This window comes from Buchnera aphidicola (Tetraneura ulmi) (assembly GCF_964058925.1).
GTDB classification, from domain to species: domain Bacteria; phylum Pseudomonadota; class Gammaproteobacteria; order Enterobacterales; family Enterobacteriaceae; genus Buchnera_D; species Buchnera_D aphidicola_B.
In genome coordinates, this window is the sequence record NZ_OZ060366.1 from 403,537 (window position 1) to 430,203 (window position 26,667).

Annotated in this window: 21 protein-coding genes and 1 tRNA gene; 13 read left to right on the forward strand and 9 right to left on the reverse strand. The window is 20.6% G+C overall.

What is annotated here, in order from left to right; all coding sequences use genetic code 11:
* Window positions 1-56: 56 nt before the first annotated feature.
* The gene (gene tusA, locus AB4W66_RS01855) at window positions 57-311 is read left to right on the forward strand and encodes a sulfurtransferase TusA (protein WP_367674751.1); all 255 of its coding nucleotides are present in this window, start codon (window positions 57-59) and stop codon (window positions 309-311) included.
* Between the two features lie 11 nt (window positions 312-322).
* Here the strand turns inward: tusA and asd are convergent, their stop codons facing one another.
* A complete protein-coding gene (gene asd / locus AB4W66_RS01860; RefSeq protein ID WP_367674752.1) occupies window positions 323-1,450 on the reverse strand; it encodes an aspartate-semialdehyde dehydrogenase in 1,128 nt (375 codons plus the stop codon).
* Window positions 1,451-1,787: 337 nt separating this feature from the next.
* Here asd and AB4W66_RS01865 point away from each other — a divergent pair, with 337 nt between their 5' ends.
* The 7 genes from AB4W66_RS01865 to recD all read left to right on the forward strand — a co-directional run bounded on the left by AB4W66_RS01865 (window position 1,788) and on the right by recD (window position 14,785).
* Window positions 1,788-2,381 carry a YhgN family NAAT transporter gene (locus tag AB4W66_RS01865; RefSeq protein ID WP_367674753.1) on the forward strand — a complete coding sequence of 198 codons (594 nt, stop codon included), beginning with the start codon at window positions 1,788-1,790 and terminating at the stop codon, window positions 2,379-2,381.
* Window positions 2,382-2,566: 185 nt separating this feature from the next.
* Window positions 2,567-3,742, forward strand: coding sequence for a phosphoglycerate kinase (locus tag AB4W66_RS01870; protein ID WP_367674754.1), 1,176 nt, complete (start codon window positions 2,567-2,569; stop codon window positions 3,740-3,742).
* Window positions 3,743-3,798: 56 nt separating this feature from the next.
* Window positions 3,799-4,905, forward strand: a complete 1,107-nt coding sequence (gene fbaA / locus AB4W66_RS01875; protein ID WP_367674755.1) for a class II fructose-bisphosphate aldolase — start codon at window positions 3,799-3,801, stop codon at window positions 4,903-4,905.
* Window positions 4,906-5,177: 272 nt separating this feature from the next.
* A complete protein-coding gene (locus AB4W66_RS01880; protein ID WP_367674756.1) occupies window positions 5,178-6,083 on the forward strand; it encodes a mechanosensitive ion channel domain-containing protein in 906 nt (301 codons plus the stop codon).
* Window positions 6,084-6,193: 110 nt separating this feature from the next.
* Window positions 6,194-9,406 carry an exodeoxyribonuclease V subunit gamma gene (locus AB4W66_RS01885; protein ID WP_367674757.1) on the forward strand — a complete coding sequence of 1,071 codons (3,213 nt, stop codon included), beginning with the start codon at window positions 6,194-6,196 and terminating at the stop codon, window positions 9,404-9,406.
* A 15-nt stretch (window positions 9,407-9,421) separates the two neighbouring features.
* Window positions 9,422-12,913, forward strand: a complete 3,492-nt coding sequence (recB, locus tag AB4W66_RS01890) for an exodeoxyribonuclease V subunit beta (RefSeq protein ID WP_367674758.1) — start codon at window positions 9,422-9,424, stop codon at window positions 12,911-12,913.
* Window positions 12,914-12,934: 21 nt separating this feature from the next.
* Window positions 12,935-14,785, forward strand: a complete 1,851-nt coding sequence (recD, locus tag AB4W66_RS01895) for an exodeoxyribonuclease V subunit alpha (protein ID WP_367674759.1) — start codon at window positions 12,935-12,937, stop codon at window positions 14,783-14,785.
* A gap of 24 nt (window positions 14,786-14,809) precedes the next feature.
* On the opposite strand, the gene argA is transcribed toward recD, so the two are convergent.
* Entirely contained in the window at window positions 14,810-16,141 is a 1,332-nt protein-coding gene (gene argA / locus AB4W66_RS01900; protein WP_367674760.1) for an amino-acid N-acetyltransferase, read from the reverse strand.
* A gap of 144 nt (window positions 16,142-16,285) precedes the next feature.
* A tRNA-Met gene (locus AB4W66_RS01905) sits at window positions 16,286-16,362 on the reverse strand.
* Between the two features lie 153 nt (window positions 16,363-16,515).
* On the opposite strand from AB4W66_RS01905, the gene ribH reads away from it, so the two are divergent.
* The 3 genes from ribH to nusB all read left to right on the forward strand — a co-directional run bounded on the left by ribH (window position 16,516) and on the right by nusB (window position 18,659).
* Window positions 16,516-17,004, forward strand: a complete 489-nt coding sequence (ribH, locus tag AB4W66_RS01910; protein ID WP_367674761.1) for a 6,7-dimethyl-8-ribityllumazine synthase — start codon at window positions 16,516-16,518, stop codon at window positions 17,002-17,004.
* 91 nt (window positions 17,005-17,095) lie between these two features.
* Window positions 17,096-18,193, forward strand: coding sequence for a bifunctional diaminohydroxyphosphoribosylaminopyrimidine deaminase/5-amino-6-(5-phosphoribosylamino)uracil reductase RibD (ribD, locus tag AB4W66_RS01915; RefSeq protein ID WP_367674762.1), 1,098 nt, complete (start codon window positions 17,096-17,098; stop codon window positions 18,191-18,193).
* 43 nt (window positions 18,194-18,236) lie between these two features.
* Window positions 18,237-18,659, forward strand: a complete 423-nt coding sequence (gene nusB / locus AB4W66_RS01920; protein ID WP_367675086.1) for a transcription antitermination factor NusB — start codon at window positions 18,237-18,239, stop codon at window positions 18,657-18,659.
* On the opposite strand, the gene AB4W66_RS01925 is transcribed toward nusB, so the two are convergent.
* On the reverse strand, window positions 18,656-19,855 hold the full coding sequence (locus AB4W66_RS01925; RefSeq protein ID WP_367674763.1) for an MFS transporter: 1,200 nt from the start codon (window positions 19,853-19,855) through the stop codon (window positions 18,656-18,658). The genes nusB and AB4W66_RS01925 overlap by 4 nt on opposite strands.
* A 281-nt stretch (window positions 19,856-20,136) precedes the next feature.
* On the opposite strand from AB4W66_RS01925, the gene AB4W66_RS01930 reads away from it, so the two are divergent.
* Window positions 20,137-20,475, forward strand: coding sequence for a TusE/DsrC/DsvC family sulfur relay protein (locus tag AB4W66_RS01930; RefSeq protein ID WP_367674764.1), 339 nt, complete (start codon window positions 20,137-20,139; stop codon window positions 20,473-20,475).
* Window positions 20,476-20,492: 17 nt separating this feature from the next.
* On the opposite strand, the gene cyoE is transcribed toward AB4W66_RS01930, so the two are convergent.
* From cyoE to cyoA, 5 genes are all read right to left on the reverse strand, one after another.
* A complete protein-coding gene (gene cyoE / locus AB4W66_RS01935; RefSeq protein ID WP_367674765.1) occupies window positions 20,493-21,347 on the reverse strand; it encodes a heme o synthase in 855 nt (284 codons plus the stop codon).
* 14 nt (window positions 21,348-21,361) lie between these two features.
* Window positions 21,362-21,700 (reverse strand): cytochrome o ubiquinol/quinol oxidase subunit IV, encoded by a 339-nt coding sequence (locus AB4W66_RS01940; RefSeq protein WP_367674766.1) that lies wholly within the window; start codon window positions 21,698-21,700, stop codon window positions 21,362-21,364.
* Window positions 21,697-22,308, reverse strand: coding sequence for a cytochrome c oxidase subunit 3 (locus AB4W66_RS01945; RefSeq protein WP_367674767.1), 612 nt, complete (start codon window positions 22,306-22,308; stop codon window positions 21,697-21,699). Before AB4W66_RS01945 ends, AB4W66_RS01940 begins: the two co-directional genes overlap by 4 nt.
* The gene (gene cyoB, locus AB4W66_RS01950) at window positions 22,289-24,313 is read right to left on the reverse strand and encodes a cytochrome o ubiquinol oxidase subunit I (RefSeq protein WP_367674768.1); all 2,025 of its coding nucleotides are present in this window, start codon (window positions 24,311-24,313) and stop codon (window positions 22,289-22,291) included. The genes AB4W66_RS01945 and cyoB overlap by 20 nt, the downstream gene beginning before the upstream one ends.
* A gap of 64 nt (window positions 24,314-24,377) precedes the next feature.
* Complete coding sequence (gene cyoA / locus AB4W66_RS01955; RefSeq protein ID WP_367674769.1) at window positions 24,378-25,232, reverse strand: ubiquinol oxidase subunit II; 855 nt, start codon at window positions 25,230-25,232, stop codon at window positions 24,378-24,380.
* A gap of 787 nt (window positions 25,233-26,019) precedes the next feature.
* On the opposite strand from cyoA, the gene clpP reads away from it, so the two are divergent.
* A complete protein-coding gene (gene clpP / locus AB4W66_RS01960) occupies window positions 26,020-26,646 on the forward strand; it encodes an ATP-dependent Clp endopeptidase proteolytic subunit ClpP (protein ID WP_367674770.1) in 627 nt (208 codons plus the stop codon).
* Window positions 26,647-26,667 lie beyond the last annotated feature (21 nt).

Sequence of the window (26,667 nt, forward strand, 5' to 3'; positions counted from 1 at the left end):
AATATGCAACAAAAATTATAAATATCTTTTGATAAAAAAATACTTAAAAAATAAAAATGAAAACCCCAAAAAATAAAAAAAAAAAATATATTAAAGTTTTAAATATCATAGGAATGAAATGTCCTGATCCAATTCTAATCATTAGAAAAACACTAAAAAAAATGAAAAGAAAAAAAATACTTCTAGTAATTGCAGATGATATTAGTACAAAATATGAAATTCCAATATTTTGTCATTTTATGAAACATAAACTATTAAAAAAAAAAATAGATAAAATTCCATATACATATTTAATAAAAAATAAAAAATAAAATAAATAATTCTATGATAAAAGTATTATTCTTAAAATTCTTCTTAAAGGTTCAGCAGCCCCCCATAATAATTGATCTCCTACACTAAATGCAGATAAATATTTTGAACCAATATTCATTTTCCTAATTCTTCCAATTGGAATATCTAAGCTTCCAGTAACTGAACAAGGAGTTAATTTTTTGATTGTTTCATCCCGGTTATTCGAAATAATTTTAACCCAAGAATTATGATTACTTAAAATATTTTCAATATCTGATAAAAAAATATTTTTATTTAACTTAATTGTAAAAAACTGACTATGACAACGAAACGAACCAATACGAACACAAATCCCATCAATTTTAATAATTCTATTTTTATTTATTCCTAAAATTTTATTAGTTTCAAATTGACCCTTCCATTCTTCTTTACTTTGACCTTTTTTTCTTAATTCTATATCTATCCAGGGTATTAAATTAGAAGCTAGTGGAACTTTGAAATTATTTTTAGGAAAATTTTCTTCATTACTAGAATTAGCAATTAAACGTTCTATGTCTAAAATAGAACAATTTTTATTTTTTAATTTATTCCTTACGGAATCGTATAAATAACCCATTTGAGACAACAACTCTAACATATGTTTAGATCCAGCTCCTGATGCTGCTTGATAGGTAGAAACTGAAATCCATTCAATTAATTTTTCTTTAAATAACCCTCCTAAAGCCATTAGCATCAAACTAACAGTACAATTTCCTCCAATAAAAGTTTTAAGTCCTTTTTCTAAAGACATATCAATTACATTTTTATTAACTGGGTCTAAAACAATAACTGAATCTTCATTTGTTCTTAATAAAGATGCTGCATCAATCCAATATCCATTCCATTTTTTTTTAATAAGTTGAGGATAAATAAAATTAGTATAATTTGACCCCTGACAAGTAATAATAATATCTAAATCCATTAACGAATCAATATCATAAGCATTTTGTAACTTGTTTAAATATAAATTTTTAACTAAAGGAGCATCTGTCCCAAATTGAGAAGTTGAAAAAAAAATTGATTTAAAATAATTAAAATCATTTTCTTGAATCATTCTTGATATTAATACAGACCCAACCATTCCTCTCCAACCCACTATTCCTACTATTTTTTTTTTCATTTTTAAATTCTCTAATTTAATAAAAAAATTATATTTATAAAATTTAAAAGAAACTTATTAAACATTTTTAGTAAAAAATATTTGTAATTATTTAATTAAATATTAATTAATTAATAAAAAAAAAATCAATAAAAAAATGAAAAATAATTTTCTTTAATAGAAAAAATTTTAAAACTAATATTCATTATTCAAATATTTATTACTATATATTATATATACATATGTATTATAATAATTAATTATAAAAACTAAAAAAACAAATATTTATTTATCTCATAAGAAATTAATCAAGAATTCCAAATCTAGAAAATAACATAATAGTCATCAGGGTTAAACCATGAAAAATATGATCTCTACTACCATATTACTAGTACTAATTATGGATCCGTTGGGAAATTTACCAATTTTTATGTCAATTTTAAAAAATTTCGAACCAAATAGAAGAAAAATTTTATTATTAAGAGAAATGATAATTGCTTTTCTTATTATGTTAATGTTTCTGTTTTCTGGAGAAAAAATACTAACTATACTAAATTTAAGAACAGAAACAGTATCCATATCAGGTGGAATAATTTTATTTTTAATAGCGATTAAAATGATTTTTCCATATGAAGAAAATACTGATAATACATCGATTAACTTTGATGAACCATTCTTAGTACCATTAGCAGTTCCCTTGGTTGCTGGACCCTCACTATTGGCTACTCTTATCTTATTATCTCATCAGTATCCATTTCAATTATTTTATTTAACAATTTCTCTTTTCATAGCTTGGTTTGTTACATTATTAATACTACTTTCTTCTAGTTTTTTTTTACATTTATTTGGAAAAAAAGGAGTTGATGCATTAGAAAGACTAATGGGTTTAATTTTAATTATGTTATCAACTCAAATGTTTTTAGAAGGAATACACAATTGGTTTAAAAGTTAATTTTTTTAATTAAATTAATTATCAAATAATATAAAAAATAAATACTTTAATACAAAAATTTAATTAAATTATACTGCTTTTTTAATTTTTTTTACTTTTTTAAAACTTAATTTTTAATTTTTATATAAATAATGTTAGTATCAATCTAAAAATTAAAATTCGAAGAAAAATAATTCAGGAAAAAAATGAAAAAAATAAATGATATGGAACTTAATGAAAAAAAAATATTAATTAGATGTGATTTAAACGTTCCTATGAAGAATAATAAAATATCTTCATATTCTAGAATTATTGCATCTTTACCTACTATAAAATTTGCATTGAAAAAAAAAACCAAAATCATAATTATGTCTCATTTAGGACGTCCTAAAGAAGGTGTTTTTGAAAAAAAATTTTCTTTGTATCCAATATATTTATATTTTAAAAAAATTTTTCCAAAAATTAAAGTAAATTTTTGCAAATCATATCTAACAGAAAAAATAAATTTCGATGCAAAATTAACTGTTTTAGAAAATGTTAGATTTAACGTTGGAGAAAAAAGTAATAACGAAGAACTAGCAAAAAAATATGCAAATCTTTGTGATTTATTTGTTATGGATGCATTTGGAGTGGTTCATAGAAAACATTCATCTACATATAATGTTATAAAATTTTCAAAAAAATCATGTGCTGGTATTTTATTGATAAAAGAAATAAACGCTTTAACAAACATTTTAAAAAAACCAAAAAGACCAATGATTGCTATAATTGGGGGGTCAAAAATATCGACTAAATTTAATGTTTTAAATGCTTTAGGAAAAATTACTGATAATATTATTGTAGGAGGCGGAATAGCTAATACATTTATAGCAATTAAAAATAATGTAGGAAAATCTTTGTTTGAAAAAAAATTCGTTCAATCTGCAAAAAAAATGAAAAATGATTTTAATATAACAATTCCAATAGATTCTCATGTTGCAACTGAATTTAAAAAAAATGCTCCGTCTAGAATAACAGATGTTAATAATATTAAGGAAAATGAAGAAATCATGGATTTTGGGGAAAAAACAATTATAAAAATGAAAAAAATAATACAAAAAGCAAATACCATTTTATGGAATGGTCCAATAGGAGTGTTTGAATTTCCTAAATTTAGAATTGGAACAGAAATTTTAGCTAAAACTATCGCAAATTCAAAATCTTTTTCTATTGCTGGAGGAGGAGATACACTATCTGTAATCGATATGTTTAACATAGAAAAAAAAATTTCATACATTTCTACTGGAGGAGGTGCTTTTCTAAAATTTATAGAAGGAAAAAAACTACCTGTCATTGAAATACTAAAAAAAAAATCTTATAAAAAACATAAGAAAACTGAATAATAAATTATTTTTTATACAACGTCATAGTTGAATTTAAGTTAACAACAGGAAAAAAAATGTCTCGAATTATTGATTTTATTAAACCTGGAGTTTTATCTGGGATAGAAGCATCTAATCTGTTTAAGTTTGCCAAAAAACATCAATTTGCTTTGCCAGCTGTTAACTGTATAGGAAATGATTCTATAAACACTGTTTTAGAAACAGCATCTATGATGAGATCTCCAGTAGTTATTCAATTTTCTTATGGAGGCTCTATTTTTATTGCTGGTAAAGGACTAAAAAAAAATAAAAAAAATAAAGAAACAGATCTCGCTATTTTAGGGTCTATATCTGGAGCACAACACGTACATTTATTAGCAAAATATTATCAAGTTCCAGTTATTTTACATACTGATCACTGTCATAAAGAAATATTACCATGGATTGATGGATTATTAAAAAAAGGAAAACTATTTTTTAAAGAAACAGGAAAACCTCTATTTACTTCTCATATGATTGATTTATCTAAAGAAAAAATAAAAAAAAATATACATATATGTATGAAATATTTTTTAAAAATGAAAAAAATAAACATGATGCTTGAAGTAGAATTAGGTTGTACAGGAGGAGAAGAAGATGGAGTAGATAATTCTTCTTTAAACATTGAATCTTTATATACAAAACCAGAAGAAGTAAATTATGCATATGAAAAATTAAAATCAATTAGTTCAAATTTTACTATTGCTGCATCATTCGGAAACGTACACGGAGTGTATAAAGTAGGTAACGTACAGTTAACTCCAATAATTTTAAAAAAATCTCAAAATTTAGTTAAAAATAAGCATCATTTATCATCATTAAAACCATTAAATTTTGTATTTCATGGAGGTTCTGGGTCTTCTAATCAAGAGATTAAAAAATCAATTCATTATGGGATAGTAAAAATGAATCTAGATACTGATATGCAATGGGCTACATGGGAAGGAGTTTTAAAATTTTATAAAAAAAATAAAAAATTTTTACAAAGTCAATTGGGAAATCCAATTGGTTTGGACCTTCCTAACAAAAAATATTACGATCCTAGGTCATGGATTAGATCATCTCAGTATTCAATGTTATTCCGTTTAAAAAAAGCTTTTTATACTCTTAATGCCTGTAATATTCTAAACAAAAAAAATAATTAAAGGAAGGATAACCACGGGGAATATTATTATTTATATGTTCTCCGTTTTTTATTACTAACAAATATTAAATTTATATTCTTTATTAAAAAAAACAGCGTCTATCCTAAAATTAAAATTCTCTATAAATATTAAATATTTTTTATTTATTCAAAATTTATTCTAAAAATAGTTCCTCCATTTATAATCCTATATGTTAATAAAAATAAATATAAAAATAAAAAATATTTTTTTTTATTATACTTTTCTAAAAAATTAATTGAAAATTAAATCGTATGAATATTTCAATTTATAAAAATATTATTTTTTTAGTAAAAATGAAATATTACGATAGAGAAATAAAAATGAAAGAAATTAGTATAATTAATGACATTTCCAATTTTGGATATTGGTTTGTTCTAAAACAAGAATTGATGTTATGTTATTTAATAAATTTTAGTTCTACAATTTTCGAATCAATATTAGGAATTATTATAGCAAAAATAATTTCCAAAGGAATAGATGGATTTTTCAATATTAAAAATGTAGATTCTAACATAACAATACTTTTTACAACAATAACAAAATATATTATTATTATATTTTCAATTGTCTCATCTTTAGGAAAAATAGGAATAGACATAACATTTATTCTTGCTATTATAGGAATTACAGGAATGATAATTGGATTATCTGTTCAAGGTTCTTTATCAAATCTTTCAGCAGGAATATTATTAGTAACTTTAAAACCTTTTAAAATCGGAGAATACGTAGATTTAGGAAGTATTGCAGGAACTATAATCAATACACATATTTTTTATACTACTCTTCGAACATTAGATGGGAAAATAGTAGAAATACCCAATGGAAAGATTATTTCTAGAAATATAATTAATTATTCTAGAGAGCGTTTTAGAAGAAACGAATTTATTATTAATGTAGGATACGATTCAGATATAGATTTAGTTATAAAAATATTAAGGGATACGATAGAATCCGAAGAAAGAGTTATACAAGATTTAGGAATCGTAATAGGTCTTAGTGAACTAACTCCATTTTCTCTAAAATTTATTGTTAGATGTTGGAGTGATACAGATGATTTAAATATTGTTTATTGGGATTTAATGTCAAAAATTAAAAAACAACTAGACAAAAATCTAATTAGTATTCCCTATCCAAAAATTCAAATTGATATGAAATAATAATTCATTAAACTATTTATTTTTTTAAAATCAATTATCAATTTACAAATCTCTCATACAAAGTACTAAAAACAATTTTTAATTCTTTTAAAAAAAAGGAAATTTAAAAAATGTTATTTATATATCAATCCAACAATTCAAAAAATTTACTAAAAAAATCTCTAGAAATAATAAAAAATAAACCTCTTAAAAATCCTTTAGAAAAAGAGATTTTTTTAGTAGAACATCAAGAAATAGAAAAATGGATCAAAATTTCTATATCTTATTTTTCAGGAATATGTGCAAATATTAATTTTTTATCTATTAATAATTTTATAAAAAAAATATTTATCAAAATAAACCCTAATGCTTCACATCAATATTTTTCAAACAAAAAAATATTTTTTTGGAAAATAATGAAATTAAAAAATATTGATAGTCTTTCAAGATATAAAAAAGAAAAAAAAAATGAAGAAAAAATCTTAGAACTTTCATATAAATTATATAAACTATTTCATAAATATGATATTTATCGTCCTGATTTAATAGAATCATGGAACAACAATCTTTTATTAAAAATAAATGATATTAATTCTATTCCAATACAAAAATGGCAAAAAAAAATTTGGAGAAAAATAGTTGGTTCTTTTAATAAAAAAAATAATACAATTCTAAATTATTTAAATTTAGAAAATTTAATATTAAAAAACAAAAAAAAAATAAAAGAAAGAATAGAATATAAAAGAATATTTGTTTTCGATACAATTAACATTTCTAATACTTATATTAATACATTATATAAATTTAGTAAATTTTATGATATCTACATGTTTGTTAACAGCCCATTTTATATATCTAACAAAAATTTTTCAAAAATAAAAAAAAATAAATATGAAAAACCTTTCGTTTTGAATTTCGGAAAAAATGGAATCGATCATATTGAATATTTACTAAAAATTAAAAAAAAAGAATATTTTTATAATTTAGAAAAAGAAAATAAAAATAAATTTTTACAAAAAGTACAAAATAAAATATTAAAAGAATCTAATTTTAAAAAAAAAAATAATAATGAGAAAATTTCTTTAAATTCAACTGATGATTCAATCAGTATTCACATTTGTTATTCAATACAACAAGAAATAGAAACTTTACACTTTAATTTATTAAAAATATTAAAAAAAAATAAAAAAATAAATTTTAATAATATTCTTGTTGTAGCTAAAAACATAAAAATATATATTCCATATATACATGGGGTTTTTAACCAAACTAATCAAATTCCATTTACAATATCTAACTATTTTAACCCCAAAGAAAAAGAGATATTAAAAATAATAAAAAGTATCTTAAACTTAAAAAGAAAAAAAATCACTTATGAAGAATTTTTTTCATTATTAGAAATTCCGTTAATATCTGAAAAATTTTCAATTGATACAAAAAATATATTTGAACTAAAAAAATGCATTCAAGAACTAGGGATTAAATTTGGAATAAACAAAAAAAATTTAAAAAAAGAATTTAATATCGATATTAAATATAACAATTGGAAATTTGGAATTAATAGAATTTTATTAGGCTATTCTATGAATAAAAACGTAATTTGGAATTCTACCCTATCATATGAAAAAATTAAAAAAAATATTTATAAAGAAATAATTCAAATAAAAATATTTTTAAGTCTTATCGAAAAGTGGAAAAAAACAATATCCCAAAAAAAAAAAATTGAAAATTGGTATCTTACCTTTGAAGAATTTATGAACGATTTTTTACCAAAAAGATATAAAGAAAAAAAAATATTTCTTTTTATGAATAAAAAATGGAAATTAATAATTGATAATGCATTAAACGCAAATTATGACAAGAAAATTTCCTTAGAAATATTAATAAAAATATTCTTACTAAAAAAAACATATAAAAATCATCAATCTAATTTATTTGAAGGTAAAGTAAATTTTTGTAATTTAAATTCAATAGAAAATATTACTTCTGATGTAATTTATCTTTTAGGAATGAATAAAGATAATAATCCTATGGAAATTGATACAGAATATTTTGATTTAATCAAAACTTATCCAAAAAAAGGAGATTTAAATACACAAAAAAAAGATCTTTATAATTTTTTAAAAATAATTCTCAATGCAAAAAAATATTTACTAATTAGTTATTCAATACAAGAAAATAAAAAAGATTTTGATAATTGTTCTTTTATGATAAAAGAACTACAAAAATATTTACAAAAAAGTTTTTATATTAAAAAAAAAATAACAAATAAAAAAAATAAAAATATTATAAAAAAAATATCCTTTAAGTATTCAATAAATCCTTTTCTAGAAAAAGAAAATATAAATTTGAAAAATTCTCAAATAAATAACAATCTTTGGATAAAGAAATTATATAAAGAAAAAAATAATACAAAAAAAATAAAATTATCAAAATTAGAAATTAAATCAATTAATTTCAAAAAATTTATGAGTTTTTGGAAACATCCAATCAAATTTTTATTTAACCACCGTCTAAATATATACTTTTCTAAAAATTATAGAAGCGATCTTAACAACGAACCATTTGAAATTAATTTTATTAATTCATATTTAATTAAAAAGAACATTTTAAAATATTTAATTTATAAAAAAAATATAAAACAACTATTTAAAAATTATCAACTTTCAGGTTTATTACCAAACAAAAAATGTGCAAAATACTACTGGGAAAAATACGTACAAGAACTATACCCTTTATATAAAAAAGTGAGTTTATTAAATCCAAACAAAAAAAAAACTATATTTGAACTAAAAATTAAAAATTTTAAACTATATAATTGTACAATTAATGAAACGGAAAATAATAATTTAATAGCTTGGAAACCAAAAATAATAAATATTATAGATGGATTATCTTTTTGGTTAAAACATTTAATTTATTGCATTTATATGAAACCAAAAAAAATAAGTTGTATTTTTGGAATAAAAAACACCTCTTGGATGTTTCCTATATTAGAAAAAAAAAAAGCCAGAAATTATTTGTTAAAATACATAAAAGGATATATAAAAGGAAACCAAAAACCTATCTTTTTAATAAAATCAGGTTTTTTATGGCTTCAAAAAGAAGCTACTATTAATTTAAAAAAAGAAAAAAAAAGTTTTTTTGATTATAAAACAAGTTCGAATAATAGTAAAAATATTCTTTTAAATACATGGAATGGAAACCCTCAATATTATGGTGAAAAAAACGATTTATATATAAAAAAAATTATTTCAAAACTAGATAAAAAAAACATACATAAAATATGTAATTCTGCTAATAAATGGGGGTTGCCTTTATTAAAAAATAAAATTTTAAAATAATAAGGAAAATAATAATTGAAAAATTATAATATATTTACAATCAATTTAAAAAATACACAAATTATTGAAGCATCAGCAGGAACAGGAAAAACATTTACAATAATATTATTATATCTACGATTATTGTTAGGTTTAAACAACAAAAAAAATAATAAAAAATATTTTTCAATTCAAGAAATTTTAGTAGTTACACTTTCTAATGTAGCTAAATCAGAACTAATTGAAAGAATTTATAAATATATTTCAAAACTTAAAAAAGCATGTATTAAAAGACAAACAAATGATAATAATTTAAAAATATTTATTAAAAAAATAAAAAACTTTAAAAAATCTATACAAATTCTAGAAGAAGCAAAAAAAAACATTGAACAAGCATCTATTTATACTTTTCATAAATTCTGTAAAAAAATGTTATCATTTTACCAATATAAATATCTTATAACAAAAAACTATAGTTTAATTGATAATGAAGAAGAATTATATTTATCATCTACGATTAATTTTTGGAGAAAATATTTATATAATTGTAACTACGAAATCATAGAAATTATTTTAAATAAATGGAAAAATCCAACAAAGTTTTTAAAAAATATTTATCAATTACTGAGAAAAAAAAAACAACTATTTAATAATAAAGAAAAACTTAATTTTTTTAAAAAATGCGAAAAAATAAAATCAAAAATTTCTTATTTTAAAAAAAGATGGATGCTAAAAAAAGTTGAAATAATTTCATATTTAAAAAAAGATCATATCAATAAAAGAATTTATAATAAAAAAAATATTTTCAGATGGGTTAGTAAAATTGATAATTGGGCTTTAAGTACTTCAAGCAATTATAGAATTCCAAAAGAACTGAATTATTTTTTATTAAAAAAAATTGAATCTAAAAAAACTACAATAAAAAACTTTAAAAAAATACATTTCTTTAAAGAAATAGAATATTTTTTAAAAAAAAAATATTCTATTGAAAAAATTTTTTTTATACAATCTCTAAAAGAGATACCAGAAATTATAAAAAAAGAAAAAAAAAAAAACCTAGTATATGAATTCGATGACTTAATAAATTGGTTTAATAAACTTTTAAATAAAAAAAAAATATTAAATGATATAAAAAAAAAATACCCAATAGCTTTTATAGATGAATTTCAAGATACTGATTTAAATCAATATAACGTTTTCAAAAAAATATATTTTCAAGATAAAAAAACAACAATGATAATAATTGGAGATCCTAAACAATCTATTTATAGTTTTCGAGGATCCGATATAAACGTTTTTTTAAAAGCAAAAAAAGAAATCCCATCATATTGTCAATTAAATACAAATTTTAGATCATCTAAAAATATGGTTGAATCAATAAATTTTTTGTTTTCAAGAATAAAATATCCATTTTTATTAAAAGAAATAAAATTTTATCCATCTATTCCTTCTAAAAAAAATGAAACAATAAAATTTTTAAAAAATAAAAAAATCCAATCTGCAATAGAAATGTTAGTTGTTCCAGAAAAAATTCAAAAAACAAATACTTCAAAAAAATGGCTAGCTGAACAATTCGCAATTAAAATATTCAATTGGATTAATCAGAAAAAAATAAAATACCAAATTAATATTAAAAACAAAATATACAAGATAAAAAAAAAAGATATAACAATACTAGTAAAAAATAAAATAGAAAACAAAATTATACAAAAAGAATTAAATAAACTGTCAATTGAAAACAAATATGTTTCAGAAAAAAAATCTATTTATAAAACTCAAGAATCCAGAGAAATATTAATTATATTAAAATCTATTTTAGACGAATATTGTGAAAAAAAGTTCATAACAGCATTATCAACAAATCTAATGAATCAAAATATTTATGATTTGGAATTAATTGCTAATAATTATAAAAAAAAATCTTACTGGAGAGGGAAATTTAATAACTATAAATTAATTTGGAAAAAAAATAGTATTTATCAAATGTTTCAAAAATTTATAAATGAAAACAACAAACTAAACCCAAAAAGTATTAATGAAAAAAAAAAACAAATTATAAATTTACTACATATAGGAGAATTACTACAAAAAAAATCAACTACTTTAAAAAATAAAAACTTATTAATAAATTGGTTAGAAAAAAAAGTTTTTTTTAAAAATAAAAAAATAAAAAAAACAGAAATTATAAGAAATGTTTTCAATAATGACTGCATAAAAATTATTAACATACATGCATCAAAAGGATTAGAATTCCCAATTGTATTAATCCCTTTTTCTACAAGTTATAATTCAATTCTTAAAAATTCAATTTTAGAACATGAAATAACAAAAAAAAATTTAAAAAACATTAAAAATAAATCAACAAAAATAAATCATCCATCAATTTTTATAGAAAAACTATCTGAAGATTTAAGATTACTATACGTAGCTTTAACTAGATCTATTTTCTATAGTATTTTAGGAGTAGAAATTCAAAAAAAAAACAATAAAAATTTAGAATCATATTCTAGAATGCATTTAACTGCAATTGGACATTTAATTCAAAAAGGAAAAAAACTAAACTCAAAAGAATTCTTAAAAGAAACTAAAAAAATAAAAAAATATATAAATATAATTTCAGAAGAAAAAAAAATAAAAATTAATAAAAAAAATAATCTTATTTTTTTTAAAAAAAATGAAAAAAAAATTAACTTAAAAAAAAAATCTTTTTCTATTACAAGCTATTCGAAAATAAAAAAAGAAAACCAAAGAAAAAACAAAATAAAATTAAAAATAAAAAACTATTTTTCATCTTTATCTTACTCAGAAAAAAATAAAATTAATTTAGATCAACATTCATTTCCTAGAGGAATAAAATCTGGGTTACTAATACATGAAATTCTAAAAAATATTAATTTTTCAAAACCTATTAAAGAAAAATATATTGAGGAAAAACTAATCGAATATAACTTAGAAAAAAAATATAAAGAAATTTTATTAAATTGGATAAACAACATCGTTTCTACTAATCTTGATAAAAAATCATTATCATTGTCTAACTTAAAAAAAAATCAATATATAAAAGAACTAAACTTTTTTTTACCAATAAAAAATACTTTGAATCAAAAAAAACTATTTATAATAACAAAAAAATTTGATAAACTTTCTAAATCTTCTTCTAATTTAACATTTAGTAAAAAAAAAGGAATAATTACAGGATCAATTGATTTAATTTTCTTATGGAAAAAAAAATACTATATACTAGATTATAAATCTAATTGGTTAGGAAATAACGAAAAAAGTTACTCAATTAAAAACATCCAATTAGCTATGGTAAAAAACCAATATTGCTTACAATACCAAATTTATTCATTAGCAATGCACAGATATTTAAAGAGCAAAATTAAAAATTATAACTTTGAAAAATATTTTGGTGGAATTATTTACTTTTTTATTAGAGCTGTTGATAAAAATAAAGACCATAAATATGGTGTTTTTAAAACTAACACAAATAAAAATCAAATAAAAAAGTTAGAAAAATTATTTTAATTAATAAAAAATATTGTAAATATGAAAAATATTATAAAAAAAGAAATAAAAAAAAAAAAAATTAGAGAAATAGACGCCCAATTTGCATATTATATTGCAAAAAAAGAATATCCAATTATTATGTTAATTGCTGCTTTAACCAGCTTTGAAACGAGTATTGGACATACTTGTATCAAAATGAAAAAAATAGAAAAAAAATTTTTACACATAAAAAAAGAAATTTATATTTCCAAAAAAAAAATAGAAGATAAATTATCTTTTTTTGACAATTGGAAAAAAAAAATTTTAAATAGTAAATCTATAAGTAATGGATCAAAAGATACTCCTTTAATTTTTTCAAATAATTCTTTTTATCTATATAAATCTTGGAAAGCTGAAAATAACATTTTAAATTTTATTTTAGAAAAATCAAAAAAATCAAAAAAAAAATATATAGAAAAATATTCTATTATTATAAATAATTTATTTAAAAAAAAAGAAAAAATACAAAAAATTGCTATAGCTATTGCATTAACAAAAAAAATATCATTTATTATAGGAGGACCTGGTACAGGAAAAACTACCATCATTACAAAATTCTTAATAGCTATTACAAAACTATATAATATAGAAAAAATCAAAATCAAACTAGTAGCTCCTACAGGAAAAGCAATAAACAGAATAAAAGAATCAATTAAAAAAGAATTGGTTTTTATGTCTTTAAAAAATATAGAAAAAAAATTAAATTTAGAAAAAAATATTTGTACAATACATCAACTATTAAAAATTAGAATAGATAATGAACAACCATATTTTAATAAAAAAAATTTAATAAATTTAGATTTCTTAATTGTAGATGAAGCATCAATGATTGATTTATTTATGATGGAGAAATTAGTTTTATCTTTAAAAAAAAAAACTTCAATTCTGTTTTTAGGAGATATTAATCAAATTCCTGCAATAGGAAATGGTCAAATTCTAAAAGACATAAGTTATTTTTCTAAAAATAACACCTATAGTATAAAATATGCCACTATTTTAAAAAAAATAACTAATTTAAAAATAAAAACCTTAAATACAAAAAAACAAACAATTAGCGATAATATATGTCTTTTAAAAAATAATTATCGTTTTTCTGAAAACTCCGAAATTCACAAATTAGCTAATTTTGTTAAAAATAGAAAAATCAAATTATTTTTCAAATTAAGAAAAAAAAAACTAAAAAAAATATCTTTCTATAAAGTAGAAAACTTTAAACAATATAATTATTTATTAGAAAAAATAATTTTACAATATTCTAATTATTGGAATTTAGTTAAAAAAAAAGGAAAAACAAAAGATATCTTAGAAAATTTTCTTTATTATAAAAATCTTGTAATTTTAAAAAATGGAATTTTCGGAATAAAAGAAATGAATAGAAATTTAGAAATAAGAATGCAAGAAAAAAAAATAATAAAATTAAAAATTTTAAATGACTATTCCTATATATACGAAGGGAAACCAATAATAATATCTAAAAATAACTATTCTTTAAATTTATTAAATGGAGAAATCGGAATAATATTAATGAACAAATTAAAAAAATTAAAAGCGCATTTTTTATCTTCCGATGGAAAGGAAAAAATTTTACCAATAAATATTTTACCAAAACATAAAACTGCTTGGGTAATTACTGTACATAAATCTCAAGGATCAGAATGTTTTCACTCAAATTTAATTTTACCTAAAAAATTTTATCCAATATTAACAAAAGAACTAATATATACTGGAATAACAAGATCAAAAAATACTTTGAATATCTTCTCAAATAAAAAAATTTTAAAAAAATCTTTAAAAAATAAAATAAATAGAAAATCTAATATAATATTAAAAATAAAAAATAATTATAAATAATAAATATTTAATAAATTCTTTAAATTACAATTTATACATTAAAACTTTAGAATTCCTTTGATAATTATACATTTTCTTTTTACTTTCTGGTAAAGAATCTATATTCACTAAAAAAAAACCTCTTTCCTGAAACCAATGAACACTCTGTACCGTAAGTACAAAAATTTTTTTTAAATTTATATTTCTTGCTTCAGATATAATACTTTTTAATAAAGTTTCCCCGCGAAAAGAACTACGATAATCTGGATGTACAACCAAACAAGCCATTTCTCCAATATTTTCTTTTATAAAAGGATACAATGCAGCACAACCTATTGTTAGGTTATCTTGTTTTATAACAGTAAATTTATCTATTTCAAATTCTAATTGTTCCCTAGATCTCCTTACTAAAATCCTTTTTTTTTCTAAAGGTTTTATTAAATCTAATATACCTCCAATATCACTTATAACAGCTTTTCTAATGTTTTCTGTAGATTCTGCAACAATTTGACTTCCTATTCCATTTCTAGAAAACAATTCTTGTAACAAAGAACCATGTTTTAAATAACTTATTAAATGACTTCTAGGTACTTTATTTTTACAAGCTTCTATAGATCCTTTTAAAAATCTAATTACACTAGAAGAAAAAACAATATTTTTGTTTTTATTTTTATTTTTTATTATTTTTTCTACTTCATTAGGAAATAATTCAGAAATAACTTTCTCATCTTTATTCATAACTCCTTGTTTTTCACAAAATCCAATTAATTTTTCTGCTTTTAACTGAATTGATAATTCAGTTGCTATTTCTTCTGAAATTAAATTAAAACTTTCTCCAGTAACAGAAACAGCGACAGGACCTATTAACACTATTGATCCAATTTCTAATTGTTTTAAAATCGATTCTTTATTAATTTTTCTTATTCTTCCACTATGTAAATAATCAACTCCATCCTCTATTCCAAGAGGTTGAGCTATAATAAAGTTTCCACTTACAACATTTATGTTAGCACCCTCTAAAGGAGTATCACTTAAACTCATAGAAAGAAGAGCTGTAATTTCTAATTGTAATCTTCCAGATTCTCTTTTAACACATGAAAGAGATTTAAAATCAGTTATTCTAATATTTTTATGATAATTCTTTTTTATTTTAAGTTTAGATAAAAAATTATCAATTTGTAACGATACACCATAAACTAAAACTAAAGAAATACCTAAACTATGTAATAAACCAATATCACTAACAATTTCTGAAAAATTTTCGTTTTTTATAACTTCACTAGATAACATAATAACAAAAATTTTTCCTCTATGAAAATTAATATACGGAACAATTTGACGAAATCCAGTTATTAGTTCTGTATTTCTTTTATTCATAAATTATTGAACCTTATATGTTTCGTATTTCAAAAGAAAATAAATTTTTATACTAAAAATTTGTTTATTAAAACAAATTTTTAAATATATTTTTTTTTGAATTAAAATTTAGAAACAGAAATTCTCAAGAAATGAAAATAAAAATGGTTGCGGGGGTTGGATTTGAACCAACGACCTTCGGGTTATGAGCCCGACGAGCTACCAGACTGCTCCACCCCGCGATAATAATCATACTTTAATACGACTAAAATAGCAACATTTTTTTTCTATTTGACTTTAAAAAAATAAACAACTATACACACTAAAAAAGTATTGTTACTTTTATTATAAGATTTATGTATAATATTGTTTTTAATAAATATTATTAGATAAAAATGAAAATTTTTGAAAGTGGTGTTGTCGTAAATGATAAAGAAATTAAAATTGCAATTATAATTTCAAGATTTAATTATTTTATAAATAAAAACTTATTAAATTCAGCAATAGAAACTTTAACTAGAATTGGACTTATTAAAAATAAAAATATCTCTATTTTTAAAGTTCCAGGAGCATATGAAATTCCAATAATTACAAAAAGCGTAATAGAAAATTTTCCAAATCAATTTACAGCTTTCATAGTTTTAGGAACCTTAATAGAAGGTGATACCTATCATTTCAAATACATATCTAAAACTATAAGCAATGCCTTAATGAAAATAAGTCTAGAAAACTCAATACCAATAATATTAGGATTACTAATGACTAAAAACATTGAACAAGCAATTGAAAGAGCTGGATCAAAACTAGGAAATAAAGGATACGAATCAGCTATTTGTACATTGGAAATTTTAAATTTAATTAAATTAATAAAAAAAAATATTTAAAAAATCATAAAATAAATTTTAAAAAAAATAGTTTTTTAAAATAAAAAATTAATAAAAAATAAATTCTACTAATTAAAAAAAATTAAAAAACATGATAAATGATATTTTTTACATGAAAAAAGCAATAAAATTAGCAAAAAACGGTTTTTTTACCACACCACCAAATCCAAATGTAGGATGCATTATAATAAATCAAAAAAAAATAATTATCGGGTTTGGATGGCATCAAAAAACAGGAGAACACCATGCTGAAATATTCGCCTTAAACATGGCAAGAAATGAAACCAACGGTTCAACTATGTACGTCACTTTAGAACCTTGTTCTCATTATGGTTTAACCCCACCATGTTGCAAAAAAATAGTAAAATCTGGAATAAAAAAAGTAATAATTGCAACATTAGATCCTAATCCAAAAGTCTCAGGAAAAGGAGTTGAATATTTAAAAAATCATGGAGTTGTAGTAAAAATTGGAGTTCTAGAAAAAGAAGCTATAAACATAAATATAGGTTTTTTTAAAAGAATGAAAACTGGAATTCCATGGATACAATTAAAACTGGGTATGTCTATAGATGGTAGAATAGCTCTTGAAAATGGAAAAAGTAAATGGATTACTTGTAAAAAATCTAGAGAAGATGTTTATAATTTTAGAGCTCAAAGTCAAATAATACTAACAAGTAGCAAAACTATTTTATCAGATAACCCATTATTTAATGTACAACATAAAAACAAAAATAAAAAAATAAAAAAACCAATTTTAGTAATAATAGATAACAAAAATAAAATTAAACCTAATCATCATTCTATATTAAAAAATAAAAAGAAAATTTGGATAATAAGATTAAAAAAAGATGAAGAAAAATGGCCTAAACATGTTAAACAAATAATTTTTGAAAAATCTAAAAAAAAAATAAACATAAAAAAACTATTACAATATTTTGGAAAAAAAAAAATTAATATAGTTTGGATCGAATCCGGACCCCGCTTAGCAGGATATTTTTTAGAAAAAAAACTAATAGACGAATTAATTTTATATACATCTCCTAAAATATTAGGTCAAACAGCAAAACCGCTTTTTGAGCTAAAAAACCCAATAAAAGACGTTAACAAAAAACAAAAATTAATCTTCTATAGCATTAAATTAATTTCTTCAGATTTAAAAATTACACTTAGAAAAAATAAAATTCTATAAGTTAAAATTAGTTTAAAAAAAATTAAGAAAAATAAAAAAAATGATAAATTCTACGTCAAGAAGAAAAGCAAGAAAGTATGCACTACAAGCACTATATGCTTGGAAAACATCTGGAAATGATATTAATTTAATAAAACTACAATTCCTACAAGAAAAAAATATGCATTGTGTTGATGTTATATATTTTAAAAAAATAATTTTAGGAGTAGTAAAAAACTATAATTATATTGACAAAAAAATAAAACCATATCTCAGCCGAACTTCAAAACAAGTTGATCCAATAGAAAAAACAATACTTAGAATCGCTTTCTATGAACTTTTAATAAGAAACGATATTCCCTATAAAGTATTAATTAATGAAGGAATTGAATTAGCAAAAATATTTGGAGCTCAAGACAGCCATAAATTTATTAACGGAGTTCTAGATAAAGCCGCATCTAAAATAAAAAAAAATATTAATGATTAAAATTTATTTCTTTGTTCCATTGAAGAACAAAAAAAATATACAAATAAAAACCAAAATATGCTGATTCCTAAAAGAAAAAAAATAACATAATATAATCTGAAAAAACTTAAAACTAATCCACCGATACTACCTCCTATTGCAGTTCCAAAAAATTGAAACATAGAAAATAAACCCATGATTGTTCCTTTATATGAAATAGGAACAATCCTTCCAGTTAAAGAGGGAATATAAAATTCCAAAAAACTAAAAAATATAAAAAATAACTCTAAATAAACAAAAAAATTAAATTTGTTATTAATATTTTCTAAAAATATTAATTCTGATATGAACAACAAAAATATAAATTTTAATAAAATAGTTTTTGGAGAGAATAATTTTTCTATTTTCTTTATAAAAAATGATATTGCTAAAAAAGCTATTGATATAATCGGTAAATAAACTTTCCAATAATCATTAATTTTAAAACCCAAAAAATTTAATTCTTTTGAAAAAATTATAAAATTTACCGTCAATAAAACATTGACAAGAAAAATACTTAAAAACAAAATTTTTAAATCTTTATTAATAAAATTAAAAATTTTTTTATAATTTATTTTTTTATTTTTATTTTTATTTAAAAAAGAAGAGTAATCAGAAGGCAAAAATAGAAAAGTTATTATTATACATAATAAACTTAATATAGAAACTATTAAATATATAAATTGAAAACCAAAAAAATTAAAAATAATAGGACCAACAATAATCGATAAAACAAAAGAAAAAACAAAAGAAAAACCTAAAAAAAACATTGATGTAGTTTTATTTTCTTCTGTAACTAAATCTGTCATAAAAGCCATTATTATAGAAGAAATAGAACCAGAACCTTGTAATATTCTACTAATTATTAAACCAGTTAAAGAAAATGTCATTGCACCAACTAAACTCCCAAAAAAAAATAATATCAAACCAAATAAAATAATTCTTTTTCTCCCAAAAATATCTGAAATAAAACCTAAAGGAACTTGAAAAATAAATTGAAAAAAACCATAAATTCCTATAGCAATTCCAACCCAAAAATCATTTATTTTCAATTGATTAAAACCATAAATAGGAATTATAGGACTAATAACAAATAAACCAAACATTCTCAAAAAAAATATAAAACAAAAAACTAAAATAAGATATTTTTCACTCAATGGATATTTATAATTTTTCATGAATATAATTTTTCTTTAGAAAAAATACAAAAAAAGATATTTTTTTTATATAAAAAACAAATGAATTTAAAAAAAAGTTGTTTAAAAAAATCTTTAAAAAAAAGTTAAAAAATAACGATTCATTTTTTTTAAAAAATCAAAAACATAATATTGTTTAGAAAAAATTTTTATTCTATAAAAAAATATTAAAATATTTTAAAAATCACTTTTTTATCATTTAAAAAAATAAATAAAAAATAATTTATTTAAAAAAAATAAAAACCAAAATAAATAAAACAAATATGAAAAAAAAATCAAAAATTTATTCAAATAACAATTTATTTGATTCAAATGGTTATCTAAAAAATTATTTATATTGGAACAAAATAATTGCAATAGAAATTGCAAAAAAAGAATCAATAAATTTAACAATTAATCATTGGGAAATAATCTTATTTATAAGAAATTTCTATTTAAAATTTAAAATAACCCCATCTATGAAAATGTTATCAAAATCTTTAAAATTAAAATTTGGAAATAAAAAGTCAAACAGTATTTATTTATATAAATTATTTCCTAAAGGTGCAGCAAACCAAGCTAGTAAAATTGCTGGAATACCAAAACCAAATCATTGCTTGTAAAAATTCTTTTCTTTTTTTTAATTAATATAATCAAAAGAAATAAAAAAACTAAAATTAAATATAACTAATATAGATAAAAATATAGCACTACGAATATAAAGGATATAATTTTTTTTATTTTGTATAAAGGAAGAAAATAAAAACCAAAATAAAGAAAAAATAAAGTTAGTAAAAAAAAAATAATAACCTGTGTAATTTAACATAGTTAATAATGAAGAAAACAAAAAATAAAATAATATAAAAAACAAAATTCGTTTTTTAGTTTTTTTAAATCCTTCTATCACAGGAAATATAGGAATTTTTGCTTTTTTATATTCTTCTAAATATTTAATCCCAATCAAATAAAAATGAGGAATTTGCCATATAAAACATGTAAAAAATAAAATTAAAGAACATAAATCAAAACTATTTGATACTGAACAATAACCAATAATTGGTGGAATTGCTCCAGCAATTCCGCCAACATAAGTTGAATATTTAGTATTTCTTTTTAAGAAAAAAGTATATAAAATCAAATAATCAAAATATGCAATAAAACTTAATAAAAATACGATTCTGTTTAAAAAAAAATAAAAAATTAAAAACCCTAAAAAACCTAAAATATAAGAAAAAAAACTAATTTTCCATGTTGAAAATTTCCGATTTACTAATATTCGATTCCTAGTTCTATTCATTAATCTATCAAGATCGTTATCAATAATATTATTAATAATACAACTAGATGAAATAATTAAAGTTAATCCAATCAAGGATAAAAACAATAAAAAATAGTCGTTTTCTCCTTTAGAAGAGAAAAAAAAACCTCCAACCATAGTAATTAAATTCCCTAAAATTATTCTAGGTTTAATTAATTCTAAATAAAAAAGTAACATTTTTTATATTTCTTCTAATGTTTCATAAGATTATTGTTTAAATTATACATTATCCATACAGATCCAAAAAAAATTATCAAAATAACAAAAAAAGAAAATAACAAAAAAATTATATTCCAACTTTTATAATTATCTGCATTAAATCCAAAAAGAAATCGAAGTTGAACAATAACTTGAAATAAACAAAAAAAAACGATTAAAAATATAGTTTCTTCTTTAGATAAATAATTTTTTATTGTTAATAAAAATGAAATTATTGTTGAAAGAACAGATAAAAAAAAACCTAAAAAACAATCTTTTTTTCTCATTTTAATACTATTGATAATTATTTTTTTTTCAAAAGAACTTTTCACAAAATTACCCCAATTAAATAAATAAAGGTAAATACAAAAATCCAAATTAAATCCAGAAAATGCCAAAATAAACTAAAACACTTTATTCTAGAATAAACTAGAGGAGTAAATCCCATTTTTATTATTTGAAAAAGAAGACAAAACATCCATATTACCCCAAAACAAACATGTAATCCATGCAGAGATATAATAGTAAAAAAAATAGACAAAAAACCATTTTTTTGTGGTAAAAAACCTTTTGAGCTGCATTCTAAAAATTCAAATATTTCTATAGAAATAAAAGTAACACCTAAAAATAGCGTTAAAATTAAATAAAAAAAAGTAGACTTTTTTTTACTTAAATCAAAATAAATTGTAGTTAAAACACAAGTTATTGAACTAAATAATAAAATTAATGTTTCTAAAACTATTAAATTTAAATTAAATAATTCTTGTTTAAAAAAATTTATATTATTGTTATGAAACATAACTGCATAAACTGCAAAAAGAACAGAAAAAAAAATAGCATCACTAACTAAATATAACCACATTCCTAATATTTTTTTGTCTAGATTATTATTTTTATTACAAGAAATATCACTGTATTTTTTATCGTTTATAATTGTCATTATCGTTATATTCCTGTTTTAATAAATTCTCCATTTCAATATTTTTAACACATTTAGAAGAAAGAGAATACTTAAAGCTAGTTTTACAACTGTTAATAAAAAAAGTAAAAAAAATTAAAAATAAAGACAAAAAAAACATCCATGAAATATGCCAAACTGCTGAAAAACCTAAAAAAATAGAAAATAAACCAACAAAAAAACCAATATTAGTATTTTTTGGAATTTTAATTTCTGGTAATGAAGATATTGAAAAAAAATCCTTTTGTTCAATTTTTCTTCTCCAAAAATCATCTTTACTTTTTACAATTGGTAAGATAGAAAAATTATATATAGGAGGAGGAGAACATGTAGACCACTCCAATGTTCTTCCATGCCAAGGATCTCCTGTAAGATCAAGATTTAAATTTTTATCTCTAAGAGAAACATAAAACTGTATAATTTGACAAATTACTCCAATAAAAATTAAAACTGTACCACAAATTGAGATAGTTAATAAATTATGAAATTCAGGATTAATATGTTGACTTAATCGTCGAGTCATTCCCATTAAACCTAAAAAATATAACGGAATAAATGTAACAAAAAAACCTACTATCCAAAACCAAAAAGCACGTTTCCCCCATTTTTCATTTAAAAGAAAACCAAAAATTTTTGGAAACCAATAACTAATTCCTGCAAAACAACCAAATAATACACCTCCAATAATTACATTGTGAAAATGTGCAACTAAAAATAAACTATTATGCAATGCAAAATCAATACTAGGTAAAGATAATAAAACCCCAGTCATTCCACCTATTGTAAAAGTAACTAAAAATCCTATCGTCCATAATAATGATGTATGTATGTGTAAACGACCTCGATACATGGTAAATAACCAATTAAAAATTTTTACACCAGTAGGTATAGCTATTACCATAGTAGTAATTCCAAAAAAAGAATTTATATTTGCACCAGCTCCCATAGTAAAAAAATGATGAAGCCAAACAATAAAAGATAAAATCGTAATTGCTATTGTGGCTAAAACCAAAGAAAAATAACCAAATAATGATTTTCTAGAAAACGTTGAAACTATTTCGGAAAAAATACCAAAAGCAGGTAAAATTAATATGTATACTTCAGGATGCCCCCAAATCCAAATTAAATTCACATACATCATAGGATTTCCACCCATTTCAGTAGTAAAAAAATGAAAATTAAAATATCTATCTAAAGTTAATAAAAACAAGGTTGCTGTTAAAACTGGAAAAGAAGCTAAAATTAAAACATTAGTACATAATGAAGTCCACGTAAAAATAGGCATTTTAAATAAATCCATTCCTTTAGCTCTCATTTTAAGTATTGTAACTATAAAATTTATAGCTGTCATAGTAGTGCCTATACCTGCTAACTGCAAACTCCAAATCCAATAATCAACTCCTACTCCAGGACTATATTTAATACCAGATAACGGAGGATATGACAACCAACCAGTTCTAGCAAATTCACCTATAAAAAATGATAAATTAATAATTACTACGCCAGTAACAGTTAACCAAAAACTTAAATTATTTAATATTGGAAAAGCAAGATCTCTTGCTCCTATTTGTAAAGGAACTATAAAATTCATAAATCCTATAACAAGAGGCATGGCAACAAAAAAAATCATAATTACACCATGAGCAGTAAATATTTGATCATAATGATCTGCAGGTAAAAACCCACTGTTATTAATAGAACCACTACCTATAACAGTATTTTCATGAGATGAAAGAAATTGTTGCGTTCTCATCATTAAAGCATCAACAAAGCCCCTGAAAAACATTATTAATGCTACAAAAAAATACATTACTGCAATTTTTTTATGATCCACACTTGTAAACCAATCATTCCACAAATATTTCCATTTTTTAAAATAAGTTATAGAAACACATAAAAAAATTCCAATTATCATTACTATTATATAAGTAAAAATAATAATAGGTTCATGATATGGAATAGCTGCAATTGTTAATTTTCCGAACATCTTATTCTATCCTTTAAATATTATGTTATTTTAATATTTTTTAAAATTTTTTTTTAGTAGTTTTTTAATCCTTACAATTATCTTTTAGAATTTTATTAAAAAGTTCAGTTCCAATATCAGAAAAATATTCAATAGAATGATTTTCATCAGATACGGCTAGTTTTTTAAAACTATAAAAATTATTAATTTGTTTACAAGATTTTTTTACTTTTTTTACCCATAAACGAAATAATTTTTGATTATTTATTGCTAAAACTTTAAACTTCATATCAGAAAATCCCTTTCCACTATAGTTAGCAGAGAAACCTTCATAAAAACCTGGATAATGAGTTAATAAATGTAATTTACTAACCATTCCAGGCATTGCATAAATTTGACTTCCTAAAGATGGAATAAAAAAAGAATTCATAACTGAATTAGAAGTAATTTTAAATTCTAAAGGAGTATTCGTTGGACATACAATCTCGTTAATAGTTGCAATATTTTCTTCTGGATAAATAAACAACCACTTCCAATCTAAAGAAACTACTTCTATTTTAACAGGTTTAACTACAGACAACAAAGGTTTGCTAGGTTCTAATTCATGTGCTGATTGATAAGATAAATAAGATAAAATTGAGATAATTAAAACTGGGAAAAACCAAACTATAACTTCAATTATATTAGAATGATCCCAATTTGGTTTATAAATATTTTTATAAAAACTCTTTTTATATTTCCAAACAAAAAAGAAAGTCATAAAAAATACAGGTGTTACTATCAATAACATTAAAGAAAAAGCAATTACAATTAATGAATATTGCTTAATAGCAATCTCTCCTTTTGGAAAAAGAAAATTACTACTACAACCAGAAAGAAATAATATGGTTGTAAAAAATATAATTTTTATTATAATGTTACTTTTTTCTTTAAATTTCATTATAATATTCCTCATTTAAAATTGTTTAAAATCCAATTTATCAAAAAAAATAACATATTTAATGAAAAAATTGTAGAAAATATTATCTATAAATATTTATTTTTTTTAAAATAAATGTTTAGTTGATATTAATAATTATTAATATTTTTAAAATATGCTAATATTACATATTATTGTTATACATACATTATAAAAGAATATTTTTTTAAACTTATTTTAAACACTATTTAAAAAAATCGAAATATTATAAAAATTTTTAAAAATTAAATAAAATCTTAAATTTGAAAACAAATAAAATATTTTTTTTTAAAAAAAATAAATAAATTTCAAAAAATTTTAACTAAAAATAATAATTTCCATTTAAAAAAAAAGATAGGAAAATTATTGATATATTGTTTTAAAAAAAAATAAATACTAAAAAAAAACTAAATTACTAAATTCAAAAAAAATATATATAAAAAATGAAATATATAAATTTATACAAATTTAAGAATATAAATTTTAATAACCTAATTATCTCTTCCTTAGAATTAAATCTTTTGTTTATTCCTTCCATTTATTTGAAAAAATTAAATTAATATTTTCAAAAATAATATTTCTTACTAAAAAAATGTAAAATATTTTCTCCATAAAAAAAATAAATTGTTGTTTGAAATATATAATAACTAAATTGATAAAAAATAATCGATAAAAATAATCTAGATATTTAATAATTTTTAATTAAATCTATATTTTAATTAATTTAAATAAAAACCAAATTTCTAAAAATATTTTTGAGAAAAAAAAAATGATATTCTATAAAAATCAAAACAAAAAAAAAAACAAAATTAATTCATATCTTATTCCAATGATTGTAGAACAACATTCTACTGGTGAACGTTCATATGACATTTATTCTCGTTTACTAAAAGATAGAATAATTTTTTTTACCGGAATTCTTAACGATGAATTGTCTAATTTAATCGTAGCTCAACTATTATTCTTAGAATCGATAGATGAAAAAAAAGATATTTTTTTATATATTAATTCTCCTGGAGGATCAGTAACTGCTGGTTTTTCTATTTACGATACAATGCAATTTATAAAACCTGAAATAAATACTATTTGCTTAGGACAAGCATGTTCTATGGGAGCTTTTATTTTAGCATCAGGAAAAAAAGGAAAACGATTTTCATTACCAAATTCTAGAATTATGATACATCAACCAATTGGTGGAATAAAAGGTCAAGCAACAGACATAGAAATCCATACTAAAGAAATAATCAAAATAAAAAATAAAATTAATAAAATTTTTTCAAAACTTACAGGAAAAAATATCAAAGAAATAAAAAAAGATAGTGAAAGAGATCGTTTTTTTTCCCCTAATGAAGCAATGGAATATGGACTAATTGATTCAATTATAGTAAAAAGATAATTTTTTTTATTAAATTTAAAT